Origin of the sequence: Nocardiopsis lambiniae (assembly GCF_031845465.1) — a bacterium.
Lineage (GTDB): Bacteria > Actinomycetota > Actinomycetes > Streptosporangiales > Streptosporangiaceae > Nocardiopsis > Nocardiopsis lambiniae.
This window is the reverse complement of the sequence record NZ_JAVREP010000008.1, coordinates 57,015-76,991: the sequence shown is the minus strand read 5'-3', so window position 1 is coordinate 76,991 and position 19,977 is coordinate 57,015. Positions and strand designations below refer to the sequence as shown.

Genomic DNA, 19,977 nt, shown 5'->3' with positions numbered 1-19,977 from the left:
TGCGGCGGGATCACCCTGTGCGGACCCGTCCGTCCACCCCGCACACCTTTACGGTCCGTCCGGGCGGTATCGTGCACTTCACGGTCGGAAGCGGACCGCCGGGTATGTCACCCGGCCGCGTTCCCCGGCCGGTCCCGCACGTCGAGAGGGCGACGGGGGGTTCGGGACACAGGGTGACCGATGGGGTCTGATGGCCGGATTCGGCCATTTTCGGTGTGAACTCATCGACACATCCGCGTGTCCATAAGAACGTGGTTCCGGAAAGGCGGTTCGAGCCCCCGTTCCGGAGACCCGGTCGTGCCAGGTCAGAGAAGGGGGAGCGGAAACGCCGTTGATCGCCGTGCGCACCGTGTCCGTCACCGGCCGCCCTTGCCCGGGTGTGCCGTGTCCGACACGATCAGTATCATCGCGTTCAGCATCGACATCGCGTACGTCGCCCCCGTCGTTCGGTGGCATCCCGGGCGCGGCCCCCTCGACGCGACCGACCGAGGTTCCCCGCCACCCGCACACGAACAGGTCCACCCTTCCCATGCCTTCGGAGGCACCATGAGCCGGGCGTCCCGTCCGGGGCACCCCCGGCCCACCGCCGTCATCGCCATCGCCCCCGACGAGCGCAGTGCCGAGATCCTCATCGAGGGACAGCGCCAGGTCGTCACCGGCAGCGTGCCCAAGGAGACCCGACGCGCCGCGCTGGACGTCGCCACCGGCTACGCCGCCAGAATCGGCCAGCCGGTGCTCATCGACGCACGCGACAGCAACGGTTACTGGAACCTGGTCGCCACACCCGACGGTGTCGTACAGGCCGCCGACCGGCTGCCCGCGAGCCCCGCGCCCGCCGCGCCCCGACCACCGACCGTCACCGGACCCGAGCGCGGAAAGAGGCGCGGACCGGTCATCGCGGGTGCCGTGGTGCTCGCCCTGGTGCTCTTGGGCGGCGCCGGGGTCGCCACGTGGCGGATGATCCCGGGCACCGAACCCGCGCCGCGGCCCACCGCGTCGGAGACGCAGGTCCTGGGCCACCCGGCCCCGCCCGGGTACGCCGACAACGTGGAGTTCTCCGAGGAACTCGCGACCGCCGGCCAGCCCGGTGTCTCGCGCGACGGTGAGTTGATGGCCTTCATGGGTCCGGACGAACGCCTCAACCTGTTCGACGCCTCCGGTACGCGTCTGTGGTCGGCCGCCCTGCCGGCCGCCTCCGCCGAGTTCCTGGGCCCTCCCCGGTTCGTCGAATACGACGGCGAGGAGGCCGTGGTCATGGAGACCACCGGAACCCTGTGGTTCTGGCCGGTCGCGGGCGGCGCCCACACCAGCCTCTCCCTGCCCGAGGACGCCTCCACCCAGTACGTGGGCTTCTCCGCACTGGTCCGCGGCGGTGACGACGCCCTGGTCCCGGTCGGAGACGAACTGGTGCCGGTCGACGTCCCCGACGGATCCGCCCCGATGCTCGCCGAGGGCACCGATGTGCTCATGGCCGTCCGCACCGGCCCGTGGACGTGGACCGACCCCGCCGGTGAGGTCACCGAGGTCACCGCCCGCCGTCCGGAGGGCGCCGGTGAGATGGACTCGGTGGTCACGGCCCTGCGCGAGTACGTGATCATCCGCTGGAACCCGCTGCGCGGTGACGGGGCGATCCTGGCCTTCCACGATTCCCGCGACGGCTCCGTCATCGGCACGGCCGAGATCGACCCCGCCGACCTGGAGGGCGTTCGACACCGTTCCGGCCCCATCGGGACCGAGGTCGTCTCCTACGGTCCGGTCGTGATGGACCCCGAGAGCGGCGCCACGGCGGTCGTTCCGGGCTTCGAACCGCAGATCGCGGTGGGCACCGACGTCTTCGGCCAGCTCGACGGGACCTCGGTGGCGGTCGACGCCGCCGGCGAGGTCCAGGAGTCGGACCCGGCGTCGACCCAACCGGTCGGTCTGCTCGGCGGCAACGCCATCGTGGTCCACGAGGACCACCTCTATGCCATCCCCTCTAGGTAATGACCCCCTACACAAAAGAAGAAAGGAGTGGGATGTCCCCCAAGAAGCGGGCACTGACCGTGACCGCGGCCGGCCTGTTCATGGCCGGGTTCTCCGTGAGCCCCGCCTTCGCCGAAGGCACGGATGAGACCACCGAGGTCACGTCCGACGTCGTCGAGGAGAAGGCCGAACCTCAGGCTCTCCCCGAGATCCAGGTTCCGGTCGTGGCTCCCATCGTCACGCTCGACCTGGAGACCGGTCCCACCACCCCTCCCGGTGGCGGTGACGAGGGCTCGACCCCGCCCCCCACCGAGCCCGACCCCGGTGGCGACAACGGTGGCGACCCGGGTGACGGTGGCGACCCGGGCCCTGGGCCGGACCCCGACCCCGGTCCTGACCCCGACCCGGGTCCCGACCCCGATCCTGGGCCTGACCCCGACCCCGGGCCTGACCCCGACCCCGGGCCGGACCCTGACCCGGGTCCCGACCCCGATCCTGGGCCGGACCCCGACCCGGGCGACCCCGGTGACCCGGGTGACCCCGGTGACCCGGGCGACCCGGGCCAGCCCGGTACCCCCGACCCCGGTGAAGGCGGCAACCCCGGTGACGAGAGCCAGACTCCCGGCACCAAGACCCCGGGCAGCACCTCTCCGGTGACGGCGGGCAGCGGTGGCCAGTCCACCCCGACCCTCCCCACCACCGGTGTCGACATGGAGGGCTTCGTCCTCGGTGGCGCGGTCGTGACCGGTATCGGCGTCCTCGCCCTCTGGGCGGGCGCGCGTCGTCCGGTCTCGGCGGAGTAGCACACTCCATCGACCGTGACCCCCGGGGCGCGGACATGTGCGAGGGCCCCCGAACGCTCCGGCGTTCGGGGGCCCGTACGTTTCTCCGTCCAAATGCTCAGGCGCGCGGACGCAGCGCCGACGCCAACAGGAACGCGCCCACCCCGGCCCCGGCGATCACCCACAACGCGGTGCCCAGGTCCACCGCGTCGGCGAGCAGGCCCACCGCCGGCGGGAACGCCAGGAAACCGGCGCGCCCCAGCCAGCCGACGACGGTCACCCCGTCACCGGTGCGCACCCCGGGCACGTTCCCGGCCGCCGCCAACGTCAACGGGAACAGCGTGGACACCCCCAGGCCCATCACCCCGAACCCGATGATCGTCGTCACCGGGTGGGGCAGGGCCAACGCGAACGCGATCCCGCCCGCCGCCAACAGCCCACAGGCCCGGCCCACCGTCGCGGGGCCGAACCGGTCGGTCACCCGGTCGCCCAGCAGGCGGCCCACCACCATCATCGCCTGACAGGCCACGAACGGCATCGCCGCCAGGAAGAGCGGGGCGGCCAACGCGTCCGACATGTACACCGCGCCCCAGGACGCCGCCGAGTCCTCGATGCCCCCGGCCAGCATCAGCAGCACGCCCAGCATGATCAGCAGCAGTACTCCGCGCCCGGGCAGGCGCGGCCGACGTCCACCGACGTCGCCGGTCCCGTCCGTCCGCTCGCTGTTCTCCGGGCCCGGCAGCAGCATCCGGCTCACCGTCAGATTCACCACCACCAGGACCAGGGCCGTCCCGCCCAGGTGCCACAGGATCGGTACCCCGGACCCGGCCATCACCGCGCCGAGCAGACCGCCGCAGACCGCGGCCAGGCTCCACACCGCGTGGAACGTGTTGATGATGGTCCGTCCGTACCGGCGCTGCACCCGCAATCCGTGCGAGTTCTGGGCCGAGTCCGTCCAGGCGTCCGCGCACCCCAGGACGAACAGCGCGCCCGCCAGCGCCCACCAGCTCTGGGCCAGCGCGATGAACGGAAGGGCTCCCAGGGAGACCAGACTGGTCCCGACCGCCGTGGGACCGCTGCCGAACCGGTGGATCAACGGCCCGGCGAGCATCCCCGTCAGGATCGCGCCCGTCGGCATCGCCGCGATCGCCAGCCCCAGTTCGGCGTTGCTCAGCCCCAGCCCGGACTTGAGCGCGGGCAGCCAGGGAACCGCGTTGGTGTAGGTGAAGCCGTTGACGAAGAAGAGGGTGGAGACCGCGCCCCGCGCCCTGCGGACCTGTGGTGTCGGAGGGGCGGTCCGGTCGATCTGCCTGTTCATGGGGCTCCCACGGGTGACGGCTCGGTGCCTGCGGATGTTATCGATTCCGTTCGCCCCCCGGCCACGGGATTCTCCCTTTTCCGCCGGGTCGCCCCCGTTCCGGACTTGCCATCCGTCAGCGTCCCGATTTACATAGGGATTCCGGCCCGTCACCGACGAGCACCCCCACGGCCGTCGTCGTCCACTCTCCGTCACCGTGGACCCCCGGTCCACCGATCCCGCCGGCCTCGCGGCCCGCTCCCGCGCAGGGCACCCGGCCCCCGTCCGCCGACTCCCTCGTCCCGGTCGTCGTCCCGCGCCGACCGGGCGGAACCGGAAGGCCTCATGATCAATACGAGAGCGCTGCGCGATAAGCCCACCCTCATCGGGAAACGGGTACGCCTGGTGCCCTTGGGGCCCGAGCACACGGACGCCTATTTCGCGGCGGGACTCGACGAGGAGATCCGCAGACTCACCGGCACCCACCACCACCTCACCTACGGGGAGGCCAAGGAGTGGTGCCGCACCCGTGAACGGAGCACCGACCGACTGGACCTGGCCATCATCGCCGCCGATGACGGCCGTTATCTCGGGGAGTTGTCCCTGTACGCGGTGGCACCGGAGAACGAGAGCGCCGGATACCGCATCGCCCTGTCCGCACTGGAGTTCACGGGGCGGGGACTGGGCCGTGAGGCCACCCGGATGGTGCTGGAGTACGCGTTCGAACACGTGGGCCTGCACCGGGTGTGGCTGCACGTCTACGCCTTCAACATGCGGGCCATCGCCGTGTACCGTTCCTGCGGTTTCTCCGTCGAGGGGCGACTGCGCGATTCCCTGCTGTGGGAGGGCCGGCGCCACGACGCCCTGCTGATGGCGGTGCTGGAGAACGGGTTCTGCGGTTCCTGACCCACCCGGTTTTTGCCCGGCCCCGGGGTTGCAACCTCCGTGTCCCGGGGTATGTCCGGTACCACTTTTCCAACGGCCCCCAGCGAGACGGCGAGAGGAGCGGCGCCGAACCGGCGCCGGTGAGGACATGAATCCGGTACCCGTTTCCCTGCCCTTCGCCGATCGGTCCGAGGCGGGCCGCCGCCTCGCCGAGCGGGTCCGACCCTTCGCGGTCGAGGATCCCTTGGTCCTGGCCCTGCCCAGAGGCGGCGTCCCGGTCGGCGCGGAGTTGGCCCGGCGCCTCGACGCCGATTTCGACGTTCTCGTGGTGCGCAAGATCGGTCTGCCCGGTCGCCCCGAACTCGGCGTGGGCGCCATCTCCGAGGACGGCCACGTCCTCTACGACGACCGGGCCCTGGCCCGGATGCGGGTACCCCGCCAGGCCCTGGCGGGGACCGTGGACGCCGAGCGCGTCGAACTCGAACGCCGCCGTCGGGTCTACCGGGGGGAGCGTCCCGCTCCGCGCATCGCCGGCCGCGACTGCGTGGTCGTCGACGACGGTGTCGCCACCGGCGGTACCGCCCGCGCCGCCCTGCGGATGGTGCGTCAGGCAGGCCCGTCCCAGTTGGTGCTGGCCGTTCCGGTGGCCTCCCGGGAGGCGATCGCGATGCTCCGCGAGGAGGCCGACGCGGTGGTGGTGCTCGGCGTCCCGGAGAACTTCCGCGCGGTGGGGGAGTGGTACCGCGACTTCGATCAACTCTCCGACGGACACGTCACCGCCATCATGTCGGAACTGGGTCGCGACCACACCCACCCGGGTACGGCCCGGGGGGTGCGGATCCGGGCCGGAGACGTCTACCTCGACGGTGACCTCACCATGCCCGCGGCCCTGCGGGGCGCGGTGGTACTGGCGTTCGGGGAGGCACGGGGCGATCCGCGCTGGCGGGCGATCGCCTCGATGCTGCAACGCGCCGGGTACGCGACGCTGATGCTCGACCTGCTCATCGGGGACGAGCGTTCCTCGGTGGGCGGCGGTGCGGCGACGGACGTGCTGGGGGAGCGGCTGAGCTCGGCGGTCACCTGGCTGCGCCGGGCCACCGACGCGGCCAGCGAGCCGGTGGGGGTGCTCGGCTCGGGCGCAGCGGCCCCGGCCGCCCTGGTCACCGCGGCGCACCGCCCCGGGGACGTGTCCGCCGTGGTGGTGCACGGCGGCCGGATCGACCTGGCGGAGCCGGCCCTGCCGGAGGTGCGGGCCCCGGTCCTGGTGCTGCTGGAGAGCCGGGACTCGTTCGTGCGCGAACTGGGGGAATGGGCGCGGGGCCGATTGGGCGGCCCCACCGATCTCAAGGTGATGTCGGGTGCCGAGCAATTGCTCCAAGGCGCGCAGGAATGGCGTCAGGTGGCGGTGGAGACCCTGGACTGGTTCGATCGGCACCTGCCGGGACGGTCCCGCTGAAGGACCTTCCGAAAACGAAGAACCCGCGTCGTCCTCGACATCATGTCGAGGACGACGCGGGTTTCGCACGGGGCCGGGGCCGCCGAGGAGAGATCCACCGGGGCGAGTACGCGATACCCGGGTCAGGCGGCGTTGGCGCGGCGCATACGACGACGGCGCTCGGAGGCGCGCTCGTCCTCGTTCAGACCGCCCCAGGTGCCGTACTTCTCCGGACGCGAGATCGCATAGTCCAGGCAGTCGGTTCGAACCGGGCAGGCCGCACAGATCTCCTTGGCCTTGCGCTCGCGGATCTCCCGTTCCGGCTGGCGTTCGCCGTCCGGACCGAAGAAGAGCACAAGGTCCTCGCCCCGGCACGCGGCGGCATCCTGCCACCCCCAGCTCGGGCGGGGGCGCAGCGCGGCCTGCCGACGTACCTGAGACATGCTTGAACCACCTCTACTGAAATCACTAGTAAGCTGTCGAAAAAAGCTCAGTCACCTAAAAGTCGGTCATGCGGCGTGAGTGACCCCGCACGACGCAAACGCCGAACGGTACAGGCGATGTTCCCCGGTGTGGCTGAGACCACGAGGAGCACGGAACCTTGCGGCGTCGATACGCCGACTACGGGGTGCTCTCACGCGAACGGCTCTCGGAGGCGGTGACTGCCATCCGTCCGAGCCGGTACGTAATCATGCCATCCCCACTCCCGATCATGCACGGGGGGTGGGAAAATTACTCGCCCAACCGTTACCGAAAACTGATGCCGAACGGCTGATCTCCGGTTGTTTGTCCGAGTTCGTCGCTTATCGCAAGAACGACCGTCTCGCGAAGGACACAGCACATCGTATGGGGCGATGTCCCTCCTGCCTAGGGCCTCCCCCTGATGCGCCCATCACATTGCGGACTCGACACGTCCTCGCGATTGGGACGGGCCGTATGTGCTCACCCTCCGTCGCCGCCCCAGAGGATCCCGACCCGACCCCTAGGGGAAGGACCCGGGGCGCGCAGGGGAACGGGTCGTGGTGCGCGGGCGTCCCACGCGATAGAACAACAGAACGCCCCGGAGGCCGATCTTCGGGGCGCGTCTCCCGCACCGTCATCAAGGAGTACGAGACACCGTGGCCCTCCTCCGGCTCATTCTCAACATCATCTGGCTCTTCGTCGCCGGTCTCTGGCTCGCGTTGGGCTACGCCATCGCCGGGATCATCTGCTGCGTCCTCATCGTGACGATCCCCTTCGGTGTCGCCTCCTTCCGTATGGCCGGGTACGCCCTGTGGCCCTTCGGCCGCGAACTCGTGCGCAAGCCCGGGGCGAGCGGTGGGAGTACCGTTCTCAACATCATCTGGGTGATCGTCGCGGGGTGGTGGCTCACCATCGGTCACATCACCACGGCGGTCGGCCTGGCCGTCACCGTCATCGGCATCCCCATGGCCTGGGCGTCGCTGAAGATGATCCCCGTCGCCCTGGCGCCCTTCGGCAACGAGATCGTGGAGAGCGGCCGGGCGCGGGAACCCTGGCAGTTCTGACACCGTTCTCCCGCCGACGGGTGTGAACCCGTCGTCCCCCGAGCGCATCCCCCCACCAGAACCCTCGTGCGTCCGTTCCTCACCGGACGGGATGCACGTGTCAGACCGAGAATGGAGTCCATGTGCAAGCCCAAAGGCCGGGAGTGTGGGCGCTCCTGAACAAGTGGCTCGCCGCGCGCAGGGCGCGCGAGGAGCGTCAGGCCGTGCGGGAGGCGGAGGAGCGCGAGGCGGAGGAGACCCGGCGGCAGGCACAGGAAGAAGCCGAGACCGAACCCGTCGCCACCGACAAGGAACTGTTGCGCACCGTCAGCGACGTCGCCTGGCGCATGCTGCTCATCGGTGTCGTGGCCGGTCTGCTGATCTACGCGCTGGTGTACCTGTCCGTGGTCACCCTCCCGGTGATCCTCGCCGTGTTCATCACCGCCCTGCTCATGCCGCTGGCCAACTGGCTGCGCCGCAAGGGGCTGGGCCGGGGGTCGTCGACGACGATCTCCATCTTCGTGGCGCTCATCGTCTTCGGCGGTGTCCTCACGATGATCATCATGCCCGCGGCCCAGGGGTCGGAGGCCCTGGTCGAGAGCATCACCGAGGGCATCGAGGAACTCCAGAACCTGCAACTGCCGTTCGGGCTCAGCGCCGACCTGTTCGACTTCGACGATGCCCTCGCCGACGCCACCCGGCAGATCACCGCCCTGATCGAGGAGAACAGCAGCCAGCTCATCAGCGGAGCCTGGACCGCCGGCGCCGCGGTGCTGTCGATCCTGATCGGCATCGTCCTGATCATCGCCCTGACCGTGTACTTCGTGCACTCCGGAGACCTGCTCACGGAGTGGCTGCTCACGCTGCTGCCGTGGCGCTCCCGCCCCGGTCTGAAGCACGCCGGGCACGTCGCCTACAAGGTGATGGGCAACTACGTGCGCGGTGTGGCGGCGGTCGGGGCCATCGACGCCATCGGCATCGGCATCGCCCTGGTGCTCATCCTCGACCTCAACCTGGCGATCCCGCTGATCGTGCTGACCTTCGTCGGCGCGTTCCTGCCCATCATCGGCGCGTTCCTCAGCGGCCTCATCGCCGTCCTGGTGACGTTCGTGACCGTGGACGAGTGGTACTGGGCACTCGTCGTGCTCGGCGCGGTCATCCTGGTGCAGCAGCTGGAGAGCAACGTCTTCGCGCCGCTCATCTACGGCCAGGCGCTGGAGCTGCCCTCGCCGATCGTGCTCATCGCGATCTCCATCGGCGCCGTCGTCGGCGGTATCCCCGGCATGTTCCTGGCCACCCCGGTGGCCGCGGTGCTCGCCGCCCTGCTGCGCGACCGCCCCCCGGCCCCGCCGGAGGAGAACGCCGGCACGGAGGTCACCGTTCGGCCCGATCACCCGGATCCGAAGAAGCGGGTGGTCGTCGGCTCCTCCGCTCCCTACCCGGGTGAGCCCTCGCTCAAGGTCTCCGACAACGAGGGTCGCGAGAAGGGATCCACCGACGACTGAGGTCGGGAATGTTCGGCGCCCCCGTCCCCGTTGACCGGACGGGGGCGCCGTCGTCCGTCCGCGCCGTGACGGACGAAACCCTTGGCGGTATCCCCGACCACTGCCGTTAGGCTGGGTCGGTCGGCCCCGTCGCCGCCCGCCCCTTTCGCCCGCACACCGCCGCGACCGCGCGGAGGACCGGTGCCGGGCCGTCTCCCGCCGTCTCCACCTCGTAGGAAGCCCCATCATGCTGATCGCCACCGACCTCGAACTGCGCGTCGGTCCCCGTCTCCTGTTGGAGCCGACCACTTTTCGCGTCGCCGCAGGGGACCGCATCGGCCTGGTGGGACGCAACGGCGCGGGCAAGACCACGATGACCAAGGTCCTGGCGGGGGAGGGCCTGCCGACCGGCGGCACGGTCACCTCCACCGGGAGCATCGGCTACCTGCCGCAGGACCCGCGCACCGGCGACCTCGAAGTGCTGGCCCGCGACCGCATCCTGTCGGCCCGAGGCATCGACGAGGCCCTGCGCGGGATGCGCGAGGCCGAGAAGAAGATGACCAGCACCGACACCAAGACCCGCAACAAGGGTGTGCGCGCCTATTCCCGCTGGGAGGAGCGCCTGCACGTGCTCGGCGGCTACGCCGCGGAGTCCGAGGCCGCCGCGATCTCCTCCAGCCTGGGCCTTCCCGACAAGGTGCTCGGCCAGCCGCTGCGCACCCTCTCCGGTGGCCAGCGACGCCGCATCGAGCTGGCGCGCATCCTGTTCAGCGGCGCCGACACCCTGCTGCTGGACGAGCCCACCAACCACCTGGACGCCGACTCCATCGTCTGGCTGCGCGACTTCCTCAAGTCCCACCAGGGCGGTCTCATCGTGATCAGCCACGACGTGGAACTGGTCGACCAGGTGGTGAACAAGGTCTTCTACCTGGACGCCAACCGCAGCGTCATCGACATCTACAACATGGGCTGGAAGCAGTACCAGGCCCAGCGCGAGGCCGACGAGCGCCGCCGCAAACGCGAACTCGCCAACGCCGAGAAGCAGGCCGACACCCTGCGCAAGCAGGCCGACCGGTTCCGTTCCAAGGCGACCAAGGCGCGCGCCGCCCAGCAGATGCTCAACCGCGCCGACCGCATCATGGGCGGCGTCGCGGGGGTGCGCCAGTCCGACCGCGTCGCCAAGCTGCGCTTCCCCGACCCCGCGCCGAGCGGACGCACCCCGCTCATGGCCGAGGGGCTGTCCAAGTCCTACGGGTCGCTGGAGATCTTCACCGGTGTGGACCTGGCCATCGACCGGGGGAGCCGCGTGGTCATCCTGGGTCTCAACGGCGCGGGCAAGACCACCCTGTTGCGGCTGCTCGCCGGCGTCGAGAAGCCCGACACCGGGGCGGTCGTCCCCGGGCACGGGCTCAAGATGGGCTATTACGCCCAGGAGCACGAGACCCTCGACGTGGACCGCACCGTCCTGGCGAACATGATGAGCGCCGCCCCGGACCTGCCGGAGGTCGAGGCGCGGCGCACGCTGGGCTCGTTCCTGTTCACCGGCGACGACGTCGACAAGCCGGCCGGGGTCCTCTCCGGTGGCGAGAAGACCCGTCTGGCCCTGGCGACCCTGGTGGTCTCCAGCGCCAACGTGCTGCTGCTGGACGAGCCGACCAACAACCTGGACCCGGCCAGCCGGGAGGAGATCCTGGCCGCGTTGCGCAACTACAAGGGCGCGATCGTGCTGGTCACCCACGACGAGGGCGCGGTGGAGGCGCTCCAGCCGGAGCGGGTCATCCTGCTGCCGGACGGGGTCGAGGACGTGTGGAACCCCGAGTTCGAGGACCTCATCGCGCTCGCCTGAGGTCCCGACCGAGGCCTCCCGGCGGTCCGGGACGCGGGGGTGGACGCCCGGAGCATCCGGGAGGTTCACCCCTTCTCTTTTCGGTCGTGTTTTGCGGCGTGCCGAAAACGGGGGGCGGTCGGCGCGCCCGGCGTGGCGGCCGGTCAATGTGGCGGTACGGGATCACCATGTCCCATCATGAGGATCCCCGACCGTCGACCCCTGGAGGAATGGACCTGTGAACAACGCGCTGAGAAAGGGCACGCGGGTGGCCGGTGAGGACCGTTCCGAGCTCGCCGTTCGGCTCAAGGGCCGCTACGACGCCGGGGAGAGCATCCGGCAGCTGGCCGCCGCCACCGGCCGTTCGTACGGCTTCGTGCACCGTCTCCTCCTGGAGGCGGGCGTGGAACTGCGCGGTCGGGGCGGGCCGACACGCAAGGCCTGAACCGCACACCTGGGTTACCCGTGAGTAATATTCGGGGTGACACGGCACACCCACGGAAGGAACCCCCATGGCACAGGCGTCGAGCGGAGCCTCCGAGCGGCCCACCGAGGACGAACTCTCCCGGGCCGGGCTCGAACTGAAGGTGGAGGGGCACGTCGCCCGCATCACCATCAGCCGCCCCGAGCGTCGCAACGCGATGACCGGGCGTACGTGGAAGACCCTGGCCCACATCGGCCAGACCCTGCCGGAGGATGTCCGAATCGTGGTGCTCGCCGGCAAGGGCGACATCTTCTCGGCCGGGATCGACCTCGGCATGTTCACCCCCGAAGGCGTCGACGGCGAACGCTCCCTCGTCGCGGGCATCCTCGACGGCAGCGCCGACGCGGACGACGTCGAGGCCTACATCGCCGAACTCCAGGCCGGCTTCCTGTGGTTGCGCAGGCCCGAGATCGTCAGCATCGCCGCCGTGCGGGGGCACGCGATCGGAGCCGGCTTCCAGTTGGCGCTGGCCTGCGACCTCCGGATCCTCGCCGGGGACGCCAAGTTCACCATGAAGGAACCCGCCCTGGGTCTGGTCCCCGACCTCACCGGCACCAAGCCGCTGGTCGACATCGTCGGTGTCAACCGGGCCGTCGAGATCTGCCTGACCGCCCGCCGGGTCGAGGCCGCCGAAGCGCGCGAACTCGGGCTGGCCGAGCTCGTCGTCCCGGTCGAGGAACTCGACGGCGCCGTCGACGACGTCATCGCGGCCCTGCTCGCGACCAACCCCGAGGCCGCCGTGGCCACCAAGGCCCTGCTCCAGCAGGCCGCGGGCAACACGCTCGAACAGCAGGCCCGTGCCGAGCGCGAGGCCCAGGTCGGTCGGCTGACCTCTCTGGCCAAGGCCATGGGCGCCGGGGGCTGAGACCCGGCCCCTTCCGGGGGAGGGGGTGGGGGAGACCCGGATCACCGGTGAAAAACCCCCATCCCGTCCCCACCCCGGGGCGATCTCTAGTACGCTGCTGCAAGCGGTCGTTCGCAATGCCGCGCGCATCAGGGCGCGCCGAGACCGCTCAAGACGCGGATCTCGTGCGCCGATCACGTCGGCGCCACTCTTCCCGAAGAGATATAGAGCCCCACGAAGAATGTCGGGGCCCACATCCGCGTGTGATCAGGCGCGTTTGTGTGATTTCTTCGCCGGGACCGCTAGGCCGTCCGTGTGGAGCCTTCCTCGAAACGCCGCCAACCGATGAGGAAGGTACACGTCACCTTGACGGACACTGCCGTAACGCCTGCCTTCGACAGCCTCGGGCTTCCCCAGGACATCGTCGATGAGCTGGCCAAGAACGGTGTGACCACCCCGTTCCCGATCCAGGCCGCCACGATCCCCGACGCCATCGACGGACGCGACGTCCTCGGCTGCGGTCGCACCGGATCGGGCAAGACCCTGGCCTTCGGCCTGCCGATCCTGGTCCGCGCCGCCGAGCAGCGCGCCGGCGCCAACCGGCCCCGGGCCCTGATCCTCGTGCCCACCCGTGAACTCGCCCACCAGGTCCGCGACGCCCTGCGCCTCTACGCCCGCATCGTGGGCGTGCGCGTCGGCGACGTCGTCGGAGGCAGCTCCTACACCCGCCAGATCAACGAGCTGCGTCGAGGTGTCGACGTCCTCGTCGCCACCCCCGGTCGTCTCAGCGACCTCATCGACCAGGGCGCCTGCGACCTGAGCGACGTGCGGATCTCGGTGCTGGACGAGGCCGACCAGATGTGCGACATGGGCTTCATGCCGCAGGTCAGCGAACTCCTCGACCAGGTGCACCCCGAGGGTCAGACCCTGCTGTTCTCGGCCACGCTCGACGGCGACGTCGACACGCTGGTGCGCAAGTACATGAACGACCCGCGCACCCACTCCGTGGACCCGCCGGTCTCCCAGGTCACCACCATGGAGCACCACCTGCTCAAGGTGCTGCCCCGGGACAAGAACAAGATCATCACCCAGATCGCCGCGCGCGAGGGACGCACCATCCTGTTCGTGCGCAGCAAGTACCGTGCCGACACGATCAGCGAGCAGCTGGCCGAGGCCGGTGTCCCCTGCGCCTCCCTGCACGGCGGCAAGACCCAGAGCGTGCGCACCCGCACCCTGGCCAGTTTCCGTGAGGGGCGCATCCAGGCCCTGGTCGCCACCGACGTCGCCGCGCGCGGCATCCACGTCGACGGCATCGACCTGGTCGTCAACGTCGACCTGCCCACCGGGCACAAGGACTACCTGCACCGGGGCGGTCGCACCGCCCGCGCCGGTTCGTCCGGCTCCGTCGTGTCCCTGGTGGCGCCCAACCAGCGCCGCCTGGCCCGGCGTCTGCTCAGCGACGCCGGTGTCGACGCCCAGCAGCACCTGGTCAACCCCGGTGACGAACTGCTCACCGAGGTGACCGGCGCCCGTGAGCCCTCCTGGGAGCCGTGGATCGAGCCGCCGGAGCCGGTGCGCGAGCGTCGCGGCCGTGGCGGCCCCCGTGGTGGTGGCGGCTACCGCGGCGGTTACCGGGGTGACCGCGAGGGCGGCTACCGCGGCGGTGACCGCCGTGAGGGCGGCTACCGTGGTGGCGACCGTCCCCGTGGTGAGGGCGGCGGCTACCGGGGTGACCGCGAGGGCGGCTACCGCGGTGGTGACCGTGAGGGCGGCTACCGCGGTGGTGACCGCGATGGTGGTTTCCGTGGTGGCGACCGTCCCCGTGGTGAGGGTGGCGGCGGTTACCGTGGCGGCGAGCGCCGTGAGGGCGGTTTCCGTGGTGGTGACCGCGATGGTGGTTTCCGTGGTGGCGACCGTCCCCGTGGTGAGGGTGGCGGCGGTTACCGTGGCGGCGAGCGCCGTGAGGGCGGTTTCCGCGGTGGTGACCGCGATGGTGGTTTCCGTGGTGGCGATCGCCGTGAGGGCGGCTACCGTGGCGGGGACCGTCCCCGTGGTGAGGGTGGCGGCGGTTACCGTGGCGGCGAGCGCCGTGAGGGCGGTTACCGTGGCGGCCCCCGTGGTGGCGGCCACCGCGACCCGGCACGCCAGTACTGAGTCCGACCCCTCGGACACGACCCGGGCCCGGCAGGTTTCGACCTGCCGGGCCCGGGCCCTTCACCGGGGGTACCCACTCCTCTCGGACGAAACGGCTCAGTCCAGGTCGCTGCCGCGCGTCTCCCGTGACACCGTCACGGCCACCAGCGTGATGGCCCCCATCGCCGCCACGTACACCGAGATGGGCAGACTCGTCCCGAACGCCGCCAGCAGGGCCGTCGCGATCAGCGGGGCCAGCCCGCCCGCCACGATCGACGCCAACTGGTAGCCCACCGACGCGCCTGAGTAGCGCGTTCGCGTGCTGAACAGCTCGGAGAAGAACGCCGCCTGCGGACCGTACATGGCGCCGTGCAGCACCAGGCCCACCGTCGCGGCCAGCGTCATCGACCAGAAACCGCCGGTGTCGATCAACGGGAAGAACGCGAAGCTCCACAGCGCGACCCCGACCGCGCCGATCGCCGTCACGGGGCGCCGCCCCCACCGGTCCGAGAGCGCGCCCCACAGGGGAATGGTCAGCAGGTGCACCGCCGAGGCGATGAGCACCGCGTTGAGCACCGGGCCGTTGGACATCTGCGCCTGTTGCGTCGCGTACACCAGGATGAACGCGGTGACGACGTAGTAGGAGACGTTCTCGGCCATCCGCACGCCCATCGCGATGAGGGCCTCGCGCCAGTGATCGCGCAGCACGCCGATGATGGGGGCCTGTTCACGGACCCCCGAGGCCTCGGCGCGGGCCCGCGCCTCCTGGAACACCGGAGACTCGCTCACCGCCAGACGCACCCACAGGCCGACGAGGACCAGCACCCCCGACAGCAGGAACGGGATGCGCCAGCCCCAGTCCAGGAAGGTCTCGTCGGGCATGGTCACGGCGAGGACCGCCAGTACGGCGGTGGCCAGCAGGTTGCCGCCCGGGGCGCCCGCCTGCGGCCAGGACGCCCAGAACCCGCGATGTTCCGGCTTGCCGTGTTCGGCCACGAGCAGGACCGCGCCGCCCCACTCGCCGCCCAGGGCGAACCCCTGGACGACCCGTAGCAGGGTCAGCAACAGCGGTGCGGCCACGCCGATGGCGGCGTAGGTCGGCAGCAGGCCGATCGCGAACGTCGCGCCGCCCATCAGCAGCAGGCTCACGACCAGTAGTCGCTTGCGGCCGATCCGGTCGCCGAAGTGACCGAAGACCAGACCGCCCAGGGGCCGGGCGATGAACCCGACGGCGTAGGTGGTGAACGCCAACATGGTGCCCACCAGCGGATCGGACTCGGGGAAGAAGATCCGGTTGAAGACGAGGGCGGCGGCGGAGCCGTAGAGGAAGAAGTCGTACCACTCGATGGTGGTTCCCACCAGGCCGGCGGTCACCACGCGGACGAAGGGCGTCCGCTCCTCGGTGGTCGTGGGATCAGGGTTGGTCGCGCTCATGTCCGGAACGGTAGAGAGCCCGACGTGAGGTGACCATGGTCACCTTCACCATAGGTGGTCCGCCCCGTATGGGTTATCACCCACAGTGGCGCATCTGTTACCTTTCTTTGCCGCCTTTTCGCGTGTCCTCCCCCGTGGTCGGGGTCTCCTCCGTGGACAGTGGCGCGAACGGCCCCCATCGGTTCGACCACCCCCACCCTCGTGGAAAGGGAACGCTTGAACGCCCTCAACGACGCCATCATCGCCGTCAACGACGTCTTCTGGAGTTATTTCCTCATACCTCTCCTGGTGATCCTCGCCCTCTACTTCACGGTGAGATCCGGAGCGGTCCAGATACGTCTGCTCCCGGAGATGTTCCGTGTTCTGCGCGGCAGCCCTGGGCTGGCCCCTGACGGGGGCCGGGAGATCTCCCCCTTCCAGGCCTTCGCGATCTCCGCCGCCTCCCGGGTCGGCACCGGCAACATCGTCGGTGTGGCCACGGCCATCATGCTCGGCGGCCCCGGCGCGATCTTCTGGATGTGGGCGATGGCGTGCGTCCTGGGCGCCGCCGCGTTCGTCGAGTCCACCCTCGCCCAGCTGTACAAGGTGCGCACCGAGACCGGGTTCCGGGGCGGGCCCGCCTACTACATGCTCTACGGGCTGCGGGCGCGGTGGATGGGGGTCCTCTTCGCGGTCATCATCACCGTCACCTTCAGCCTGGTGTTCAACTCGGTGCAGGCCAACAGCATCGCCGGCGCCATCTCCACCTCCGCCGACACCGTGGGCACCCCCGGGGGATGGGTACTGAACGTGATCGTCGGCGTGCTGCTGGTCGCGCTGACCGCCGTGGTCATCTTCGGCGGCGTGCGCCGTATCGCCACCGTCGCCCAGGCACTGGTGCCGCTGATGGCCATCCTCTACATCCTGCTCGGCACCGCCGTCGTCATCCTCAACGTCGGCGAACTGCCCCGGGTGATCGGCGACATCTTCGCCGGGGCCTTCGGCGTGCGCGAGTTCGTCTCCGGCGGTGTGGGGCTGGCGATCCTCCAGGGCATGCGCCGCGGCATGTTCTCCAACGAGGCCGGTCTGGGATCGGCGCCCAACGCCGGCGCCACCGCGTCCGTCTCCCACCCCGCCAAGCAGGGACTGGTACAGGCCCTGGGTGTGTACTTCGACACCTGGGTGGTGTGCTCGGTGACCGCCTTCATCGTGCTGGTGTCCCGTCCCGAGTACGGCGAGATGACCGGGGTGCAGGTCACCCAGGTGGCGTTGCAGGGCTCTCTGGGCGAATGGTCCCTCCACGCCCTCACGATCATCCTGTTCCTGCTGGCCTACACCTCGATCCTGGGCAACTACTACTACGGCGAGTCCAACATCCGGTTCCTGGACGGCGATCCGCGGCACATGACCTACTTCCGCTACGCGGTGCTGGCGGCGGTCTTCCTGGGCAGCGTCGCCCCGCTCACCGTCGTGTGGAACCTCGCCGACATCTCCATGGGCGTCATGGCGACCGTCAACCTGTTGGCGCTGGCACCGTTGTCGGCGATCGCCTTCCGGCTGCTGGCCGACTACAGTAGGCAGCTCCGCAACGGTCTCGACCCGCAGTTCACCCTCTCGAAGATGCCCGATCTGAAGGGGGTCCAGTGCTGGGGCGAGCCCGGTGGCGCCCTGCCCGAGAACGTGGACCGCAGCACCGGGACGGCCCCGTCCGACCCGGCCGAGGCCCTGGCGGAGCACGATGAGCCGCCGTTCCCCGGCGACGAGGACTCCAACGGGGGCCGCCGTGACGACTGACCGGATCCGGTCCTCCCGACGCCGCCCGTGACGGTGGGGACCCGACCCCGCCACGCACCGCTCCCGCCCCGTGACCCGGCCCCGGAGGTCCCTTCCTCCGAGCCGCGATGACCAGGGCGGGGGCGTGGCGGGGACCGGAGGGCGTCGTCCACAGGCGCGGTCCCGGCGGGTCCAGGACGAAAACCGTTGTCGGTACTATGCACGGAGACCCACCCGACCCATCACGGAGTACCACCGTGTCCGATCGGACCACACCTTCGCACAACCCTGGCCCCGAGTCCTCTCTCGGCGACTCGCTCGCCCAGGGCTGGGACGACCGGACCGACGTCCTGCCCCCCGACGATTGGGGGCGTCGACGGAAGGGACGGCGCACCGGAACGGTCTGGCTGTTCGCGGTGATCATCACCGCGATGGCCGTCGGCAACGCCTGGCTCTCCGACCAGCTCACCGGTCCGGCGTTCCTGACCTGGGCGACCATCTTCACCGCGATCTGCTTCCAGGCGCTGCCCTTCCTCGTCTTCGGAGTGGCGTTGTCGGCGGCGCTCACCGCGTTCGTGCCGACCTCGGCCTACCGGCGGTTCATCCCCAGCAGGCCGAACCGGGCGGTACCGGTCGCCGGACTGTCCGGAGCACTGCTGCCCGGGTGCGAGTGCGCCTCCGTGCCCATCGCCGGGAGCCTGATCAGAGGCGGGGTCGCCCCCGCCGCCGCGCTCACCTTCCTGCTGGCGGCACCCGCCATCAACCCGGTCGTCATGATCGCCACCGCGGTGGCCTTCGCCGGTCAACCGGAGATGGTCCTGGCCCGGTTCGTCGCCTCCCTGCTGGCGGCCGTGGTCATCGGTTGGGTCTGGGTGCGCTTCGGCCGTGCCGACTGGCTGCGGCTGCCCTCCCGCCCGTCCGCGCCGGGGGCGTCCAAGTGGCGGGTCTTCCGCGAGTCGATGCTGCACGACATGATGCACGCCGGCGGTTACCTGGTCGTCGGCGGGCTGGCCGCCGCCACCATCAACGTCATGGTCCCCCGCGAATGGCTGTTGACCGTGGCCGGGATGCCGGTGGTGTCGGTGCTCGTGCTCGCGCTGCTGGCGATCCTGCTGTCGATCTGTTCCGAGGCCGACGCCTTCGTCGCGCTCAGCTTCACCGACTTCTCGCCCACCGCCAAGCTCGCCTTCATGGTCGTCGGTCCCATCGTCGACCTCAAACTCATCGCCATGCAGGCGGGCGTGTTCGGCTGGCGGTTCGTGGCGCGCTTCGTCCCCCTGTGCCTGGTCGTCGGACTGGCCGCCACGTTCCTGATCGGAGCTCTGATCCTGTGAACCGCATCGCCCAAGGACTCACCCTCGTACTGCTGGGCGCGGCGGCGCTCACCGCGACCGTGCCCACCAACCTCTACCTCAACTGGGTCAAGCCCGGCTTCCAGCCGTTCCTCATCGCCGGAGGGCTGGTCATGGTGGTGCTGGGGGTGATGGTCATCGTCGCAGAACTGCGGGGTGAGGCCCGCGAGGCGGAGGAGGAGCACGACCACGCGCACGCCGAGGCCGGCGCCGCCGATGCCACCGCCGACGACCTCGGCGCGTACGGGGACGGCCACGGCGACCACGGACACGATCACTCGCGGGCGCCGCGGGTGGCCTGGCTGCTCCTGCTCCCGGTCTTCGCCGTGTTCGTGGTGGCCCCACCCGCGCTCGGTTCCTACACCGTGCAGAACAGCGCCTCGGAGTCCTCCGGGCCACCGCCGGAGGACCGCCGCTCGGGGCGGTTCGACGACGGTCTGGAGGAGTCCGGGCCGAACGAGGTCGTCGCCATGGACATCCGCCAGTTCGTCATGCGGGCCTGGGTCGACGAGGACCGTCTGCTGGCCGGGCGCACCGTGGAGCTCACCGGGTTCGCCGTCCCCGCCTCCGAGGGGGAGGGCTGGTACCTGGCCCGCCTCCAGATGGCCTGCTGCGCCGCCGACGCGGTCGTCAACAAGGTGCTCATCACCGGTGTGCCCGCCCCCGAGACGGACACCTGGTGGACCGTCCAGGGGACCTGGGTCGAACCCGAGGGCGAACTGTTCGACGTCAACGAGCACCGGCTCAGCGTCACCGAGATGGAAGAGGTGACCGACCCGCCGGACCCCTACGAGTAGCACACC

At 70.4% G+C, this 19,977-nt stretch carries 16 protein-coding genes; 13 read left to right on the top strand and 3 right to left on the bottom strand.

Annotated elements, in window-relative coordinates; translation table 11 throughout:
* The first annotated feature begins 546 nt into the window (after window positions 1-546).
* Both RM479_RS13860 and RM479_RS13855 read left to right on the top strand, forming a co-directional pair.
* Window positions 547-1,983: a hypothetical protein gene (locus tag RM479_RS13860; protein ID WP_311512145.1), complete on the top strand. Its 1,437-nt coding sequence runs from the start codon at window positions 547-549 to the stop codon at window positions 1,981-1,983.
* Window positions 1,984-2,015: 32 nt separating this feature from the next.
* The gene (locus RM479_RS13855; RefSeq protein ID WP_311512144.1) at window positions 2,016-2,765 is read left to right on the top strand and encodes a hypothetical protein; all 750 of its coding nucleotides are present in this window, start codon (window positions 2,016-2,018) and stop codon (window positions 2,763-2,765) included.
* A 97-nt stretch (window positions 2,766-2,862) separates the two neighbouring features.
* Here RM479_RS13855 and RM479_RS13850 read toward each other — a convergent pair whose 3' ends face one another.
* Window positions 2,863-4,062, bottom strand: a complete 1,200-nt coding sequence (locus RM479_RS13850) for an MFS transporter (protein WP_311512143.1) — start codon at window positions 4,060-4,062, stop codon at window positions 2,863-2,865.
* 324 nt (window positions 4,063-4,386) lie between these two features.
* On the opposite strand from RM479_RS13850, the gene RM479_RS13845 reads away from it, so the two are divergent.
* On the top strand, window positions 4,387-4,947 hold the full coding sequence (locus tag RM479_RS13845) for a GNAT family N-acetyltransferase (protein WP_311512142.1): 561 nt from the start codon (window positions 4,387-4,389) through the stop codon (window positions 4,945-4,947).
* Between the two features lie 127 nt (window positions 4,948-5,074).
* Window positions 5,075-6,382: a phosphoribosyltransferase family protein gene (locus RM479_RS13840; RefSeq protein ID WP_311512141.1), complete on the top strand. Its 1,308-nt coding sequence runs from the start codon at window positions 5,075-5,077 to the stop codon at window positions 6,380-6,382.
* A gap of 122 nt (window positions 6,383-6,504) precedes the next feature.
* Here RM479_RS13840 and RM479_RS13835 read toward each other — a convergent pair whose 3' ends face one another.
* Window positions 6,505-6,804 carry a WhiB family transcriptional regulator gene (locus RM479_RS13835; RefSeq protein WP_017588640.1) on the bottom strand — a complete coding sequence of 100 codons (300 nt, stop codon included), beginning with the start codon at window positions 6,802-6,804 and terminating at the stop codon, window positions 6,505-6,507.
* 675 nt (window positions 6,805-7,479) lie between these two features.
* Between RM479_RS13835 and RM479_RS13830 the strand changes: the two genes are divergently transcribed.
* The 6 genes from RM479_RS13830 to RM479_RS13805 all read left to right on the top strand — a co-directional run bounded on the left by RM479_RS13830 (window position 7,480) and on the right by RM479_RS13805 (window position 14,657).
* On the top strand, window positions 7,480-7,887 hold the full coding sequence (locus tag RM479_RS13830; protein ID WP_311512140.1) for a YccF domain-containing protein: 408 nt from the start codon (window positions 7,480-7,482) through the stop codon (window positions 7,885-7,887).
* A gap of 122 nt (window positions 7,888-8,009) precedes the next feature.
* Complete coding sequence (locus tag RM479_RS13825; protein ID WP_311512139.1) at window positions 8,010-9,371, top strand: AI-2E family transporter; 1,362 nt, start codon at window positions 8,010-8,012, stop codon at window positions 9,369-9,371.
* Between the two features lie 226 nt (window positions 9,372-9,597).
* Window positions 9,598-11,196 (top strand): ABC-F family ATP-binding cassette domain-containing protein, encoded by a 1,599-nt coding sequence (locus RM479_RS13820; protein WP_274810850.1) that lies wholly within the window; start codon window positions 9,598-9,600, stop codon window positions 11,194-11,196.
* Window positions 11,197-11,413: 217 nt separating this feature from the next.
* Window positions 11,414-11,620: a helix-turn-helix domain-containing protein gene (locus RM479_RS13815; RefSeq protein WP_311512138.1), complete on the top strand. Its 207-nt coding sequence runs from the start codon at window positions 11,414-11,416 to the stop codon at window positions 11,618-11,620.
* Between the two features lie 67 nt (window positions 11,621-11,687).
* Complete coding sequence (locus RM479_RS13810; protein WP_311512137.1) at window positions 11,688-12,524, top strand: enoyl-CoA hydratase/isomerase family protein; 837 nt, start codon at window positions 11,688-11,690, stop codon at window positions 12,522-12,524.
* A gap of 345 nt (window positions 12,525-12,869) precedes the next feature.
* Window positions 12,870-14,657 carry a DEAD/DEAH box helicase gene (locus tag RM479_RS13805; RefSeq protein ID WP_311512136.1) on the top strand — a complete coding sequence of 596 codons (1,788 nt, stop codon included), beginning with the start codon at window positions 12,870-12,872 and terminating at the stop codon, window positions 14,655-14,657.
* 96 nt (window positions 14,658-14,753) lie between these two features.
* Here the strand turns inward: RM479_RS13805 and RM479_RS13800 are convergent, their stop codons facing one another.
* On the bottom strand, window positions 14,754-16,070 hold the full coding sequence (locus tag RM479_RS13800) for an MFS transporter (RefSeq protein ID WP_311512135.1): 1,317 nt from the start codon (window positions 16,068-16,070) through the stop codon (window positions 14,754-14,756).
* 216 nt (window positions 16,071-16,286) lie between these two features.
* On the opposite strand from RM479_RS13800, the gene RM479_RS13795 reads away from it, so the two are divergent.
* From RM479_RS13795 to RM479_RS13785, 3 genes are all read left to right on the top strand, one after another.
* Complete coding sequence (locus RM479_RS13795) at window positions 16,287-17,843, top strand: alanine/glycine:cation symporter family protein (RefSeq protein WP_311512134.1); 1,557 nt, start codon at window positions 16,287-16,289, stop codon at window positions 17,841-17,843.
* A 236-nt stretch (window positions 17,844-18,079) separates the two neighbouring features.
* Entirely contained in the window at window positions 18,080-19,156 is a 1,077-nt protein-coding gene (locus RM479_RS13790) for a permease (RefSeq protein WP_311512133.1), read from the top strand.
* Window positions 19,153-19,971, top strand: a complete 819-nt coding sequence (locus tag RM479_RS13785) for a TIGR03943 family putative permease subunit (RefSeq protein ID WP_311512132.1) — start codon at window positions 19,153-19,155, stop codon at window positions 19,969-19,971. Before RM479_RS13790 ends, RM479_RS13785 begins: the two co-directional genes overlap by 4 nt.
* The last annotated feature ends 6 nt before the right edge of the window (window positions 19,972-19,977 follow it).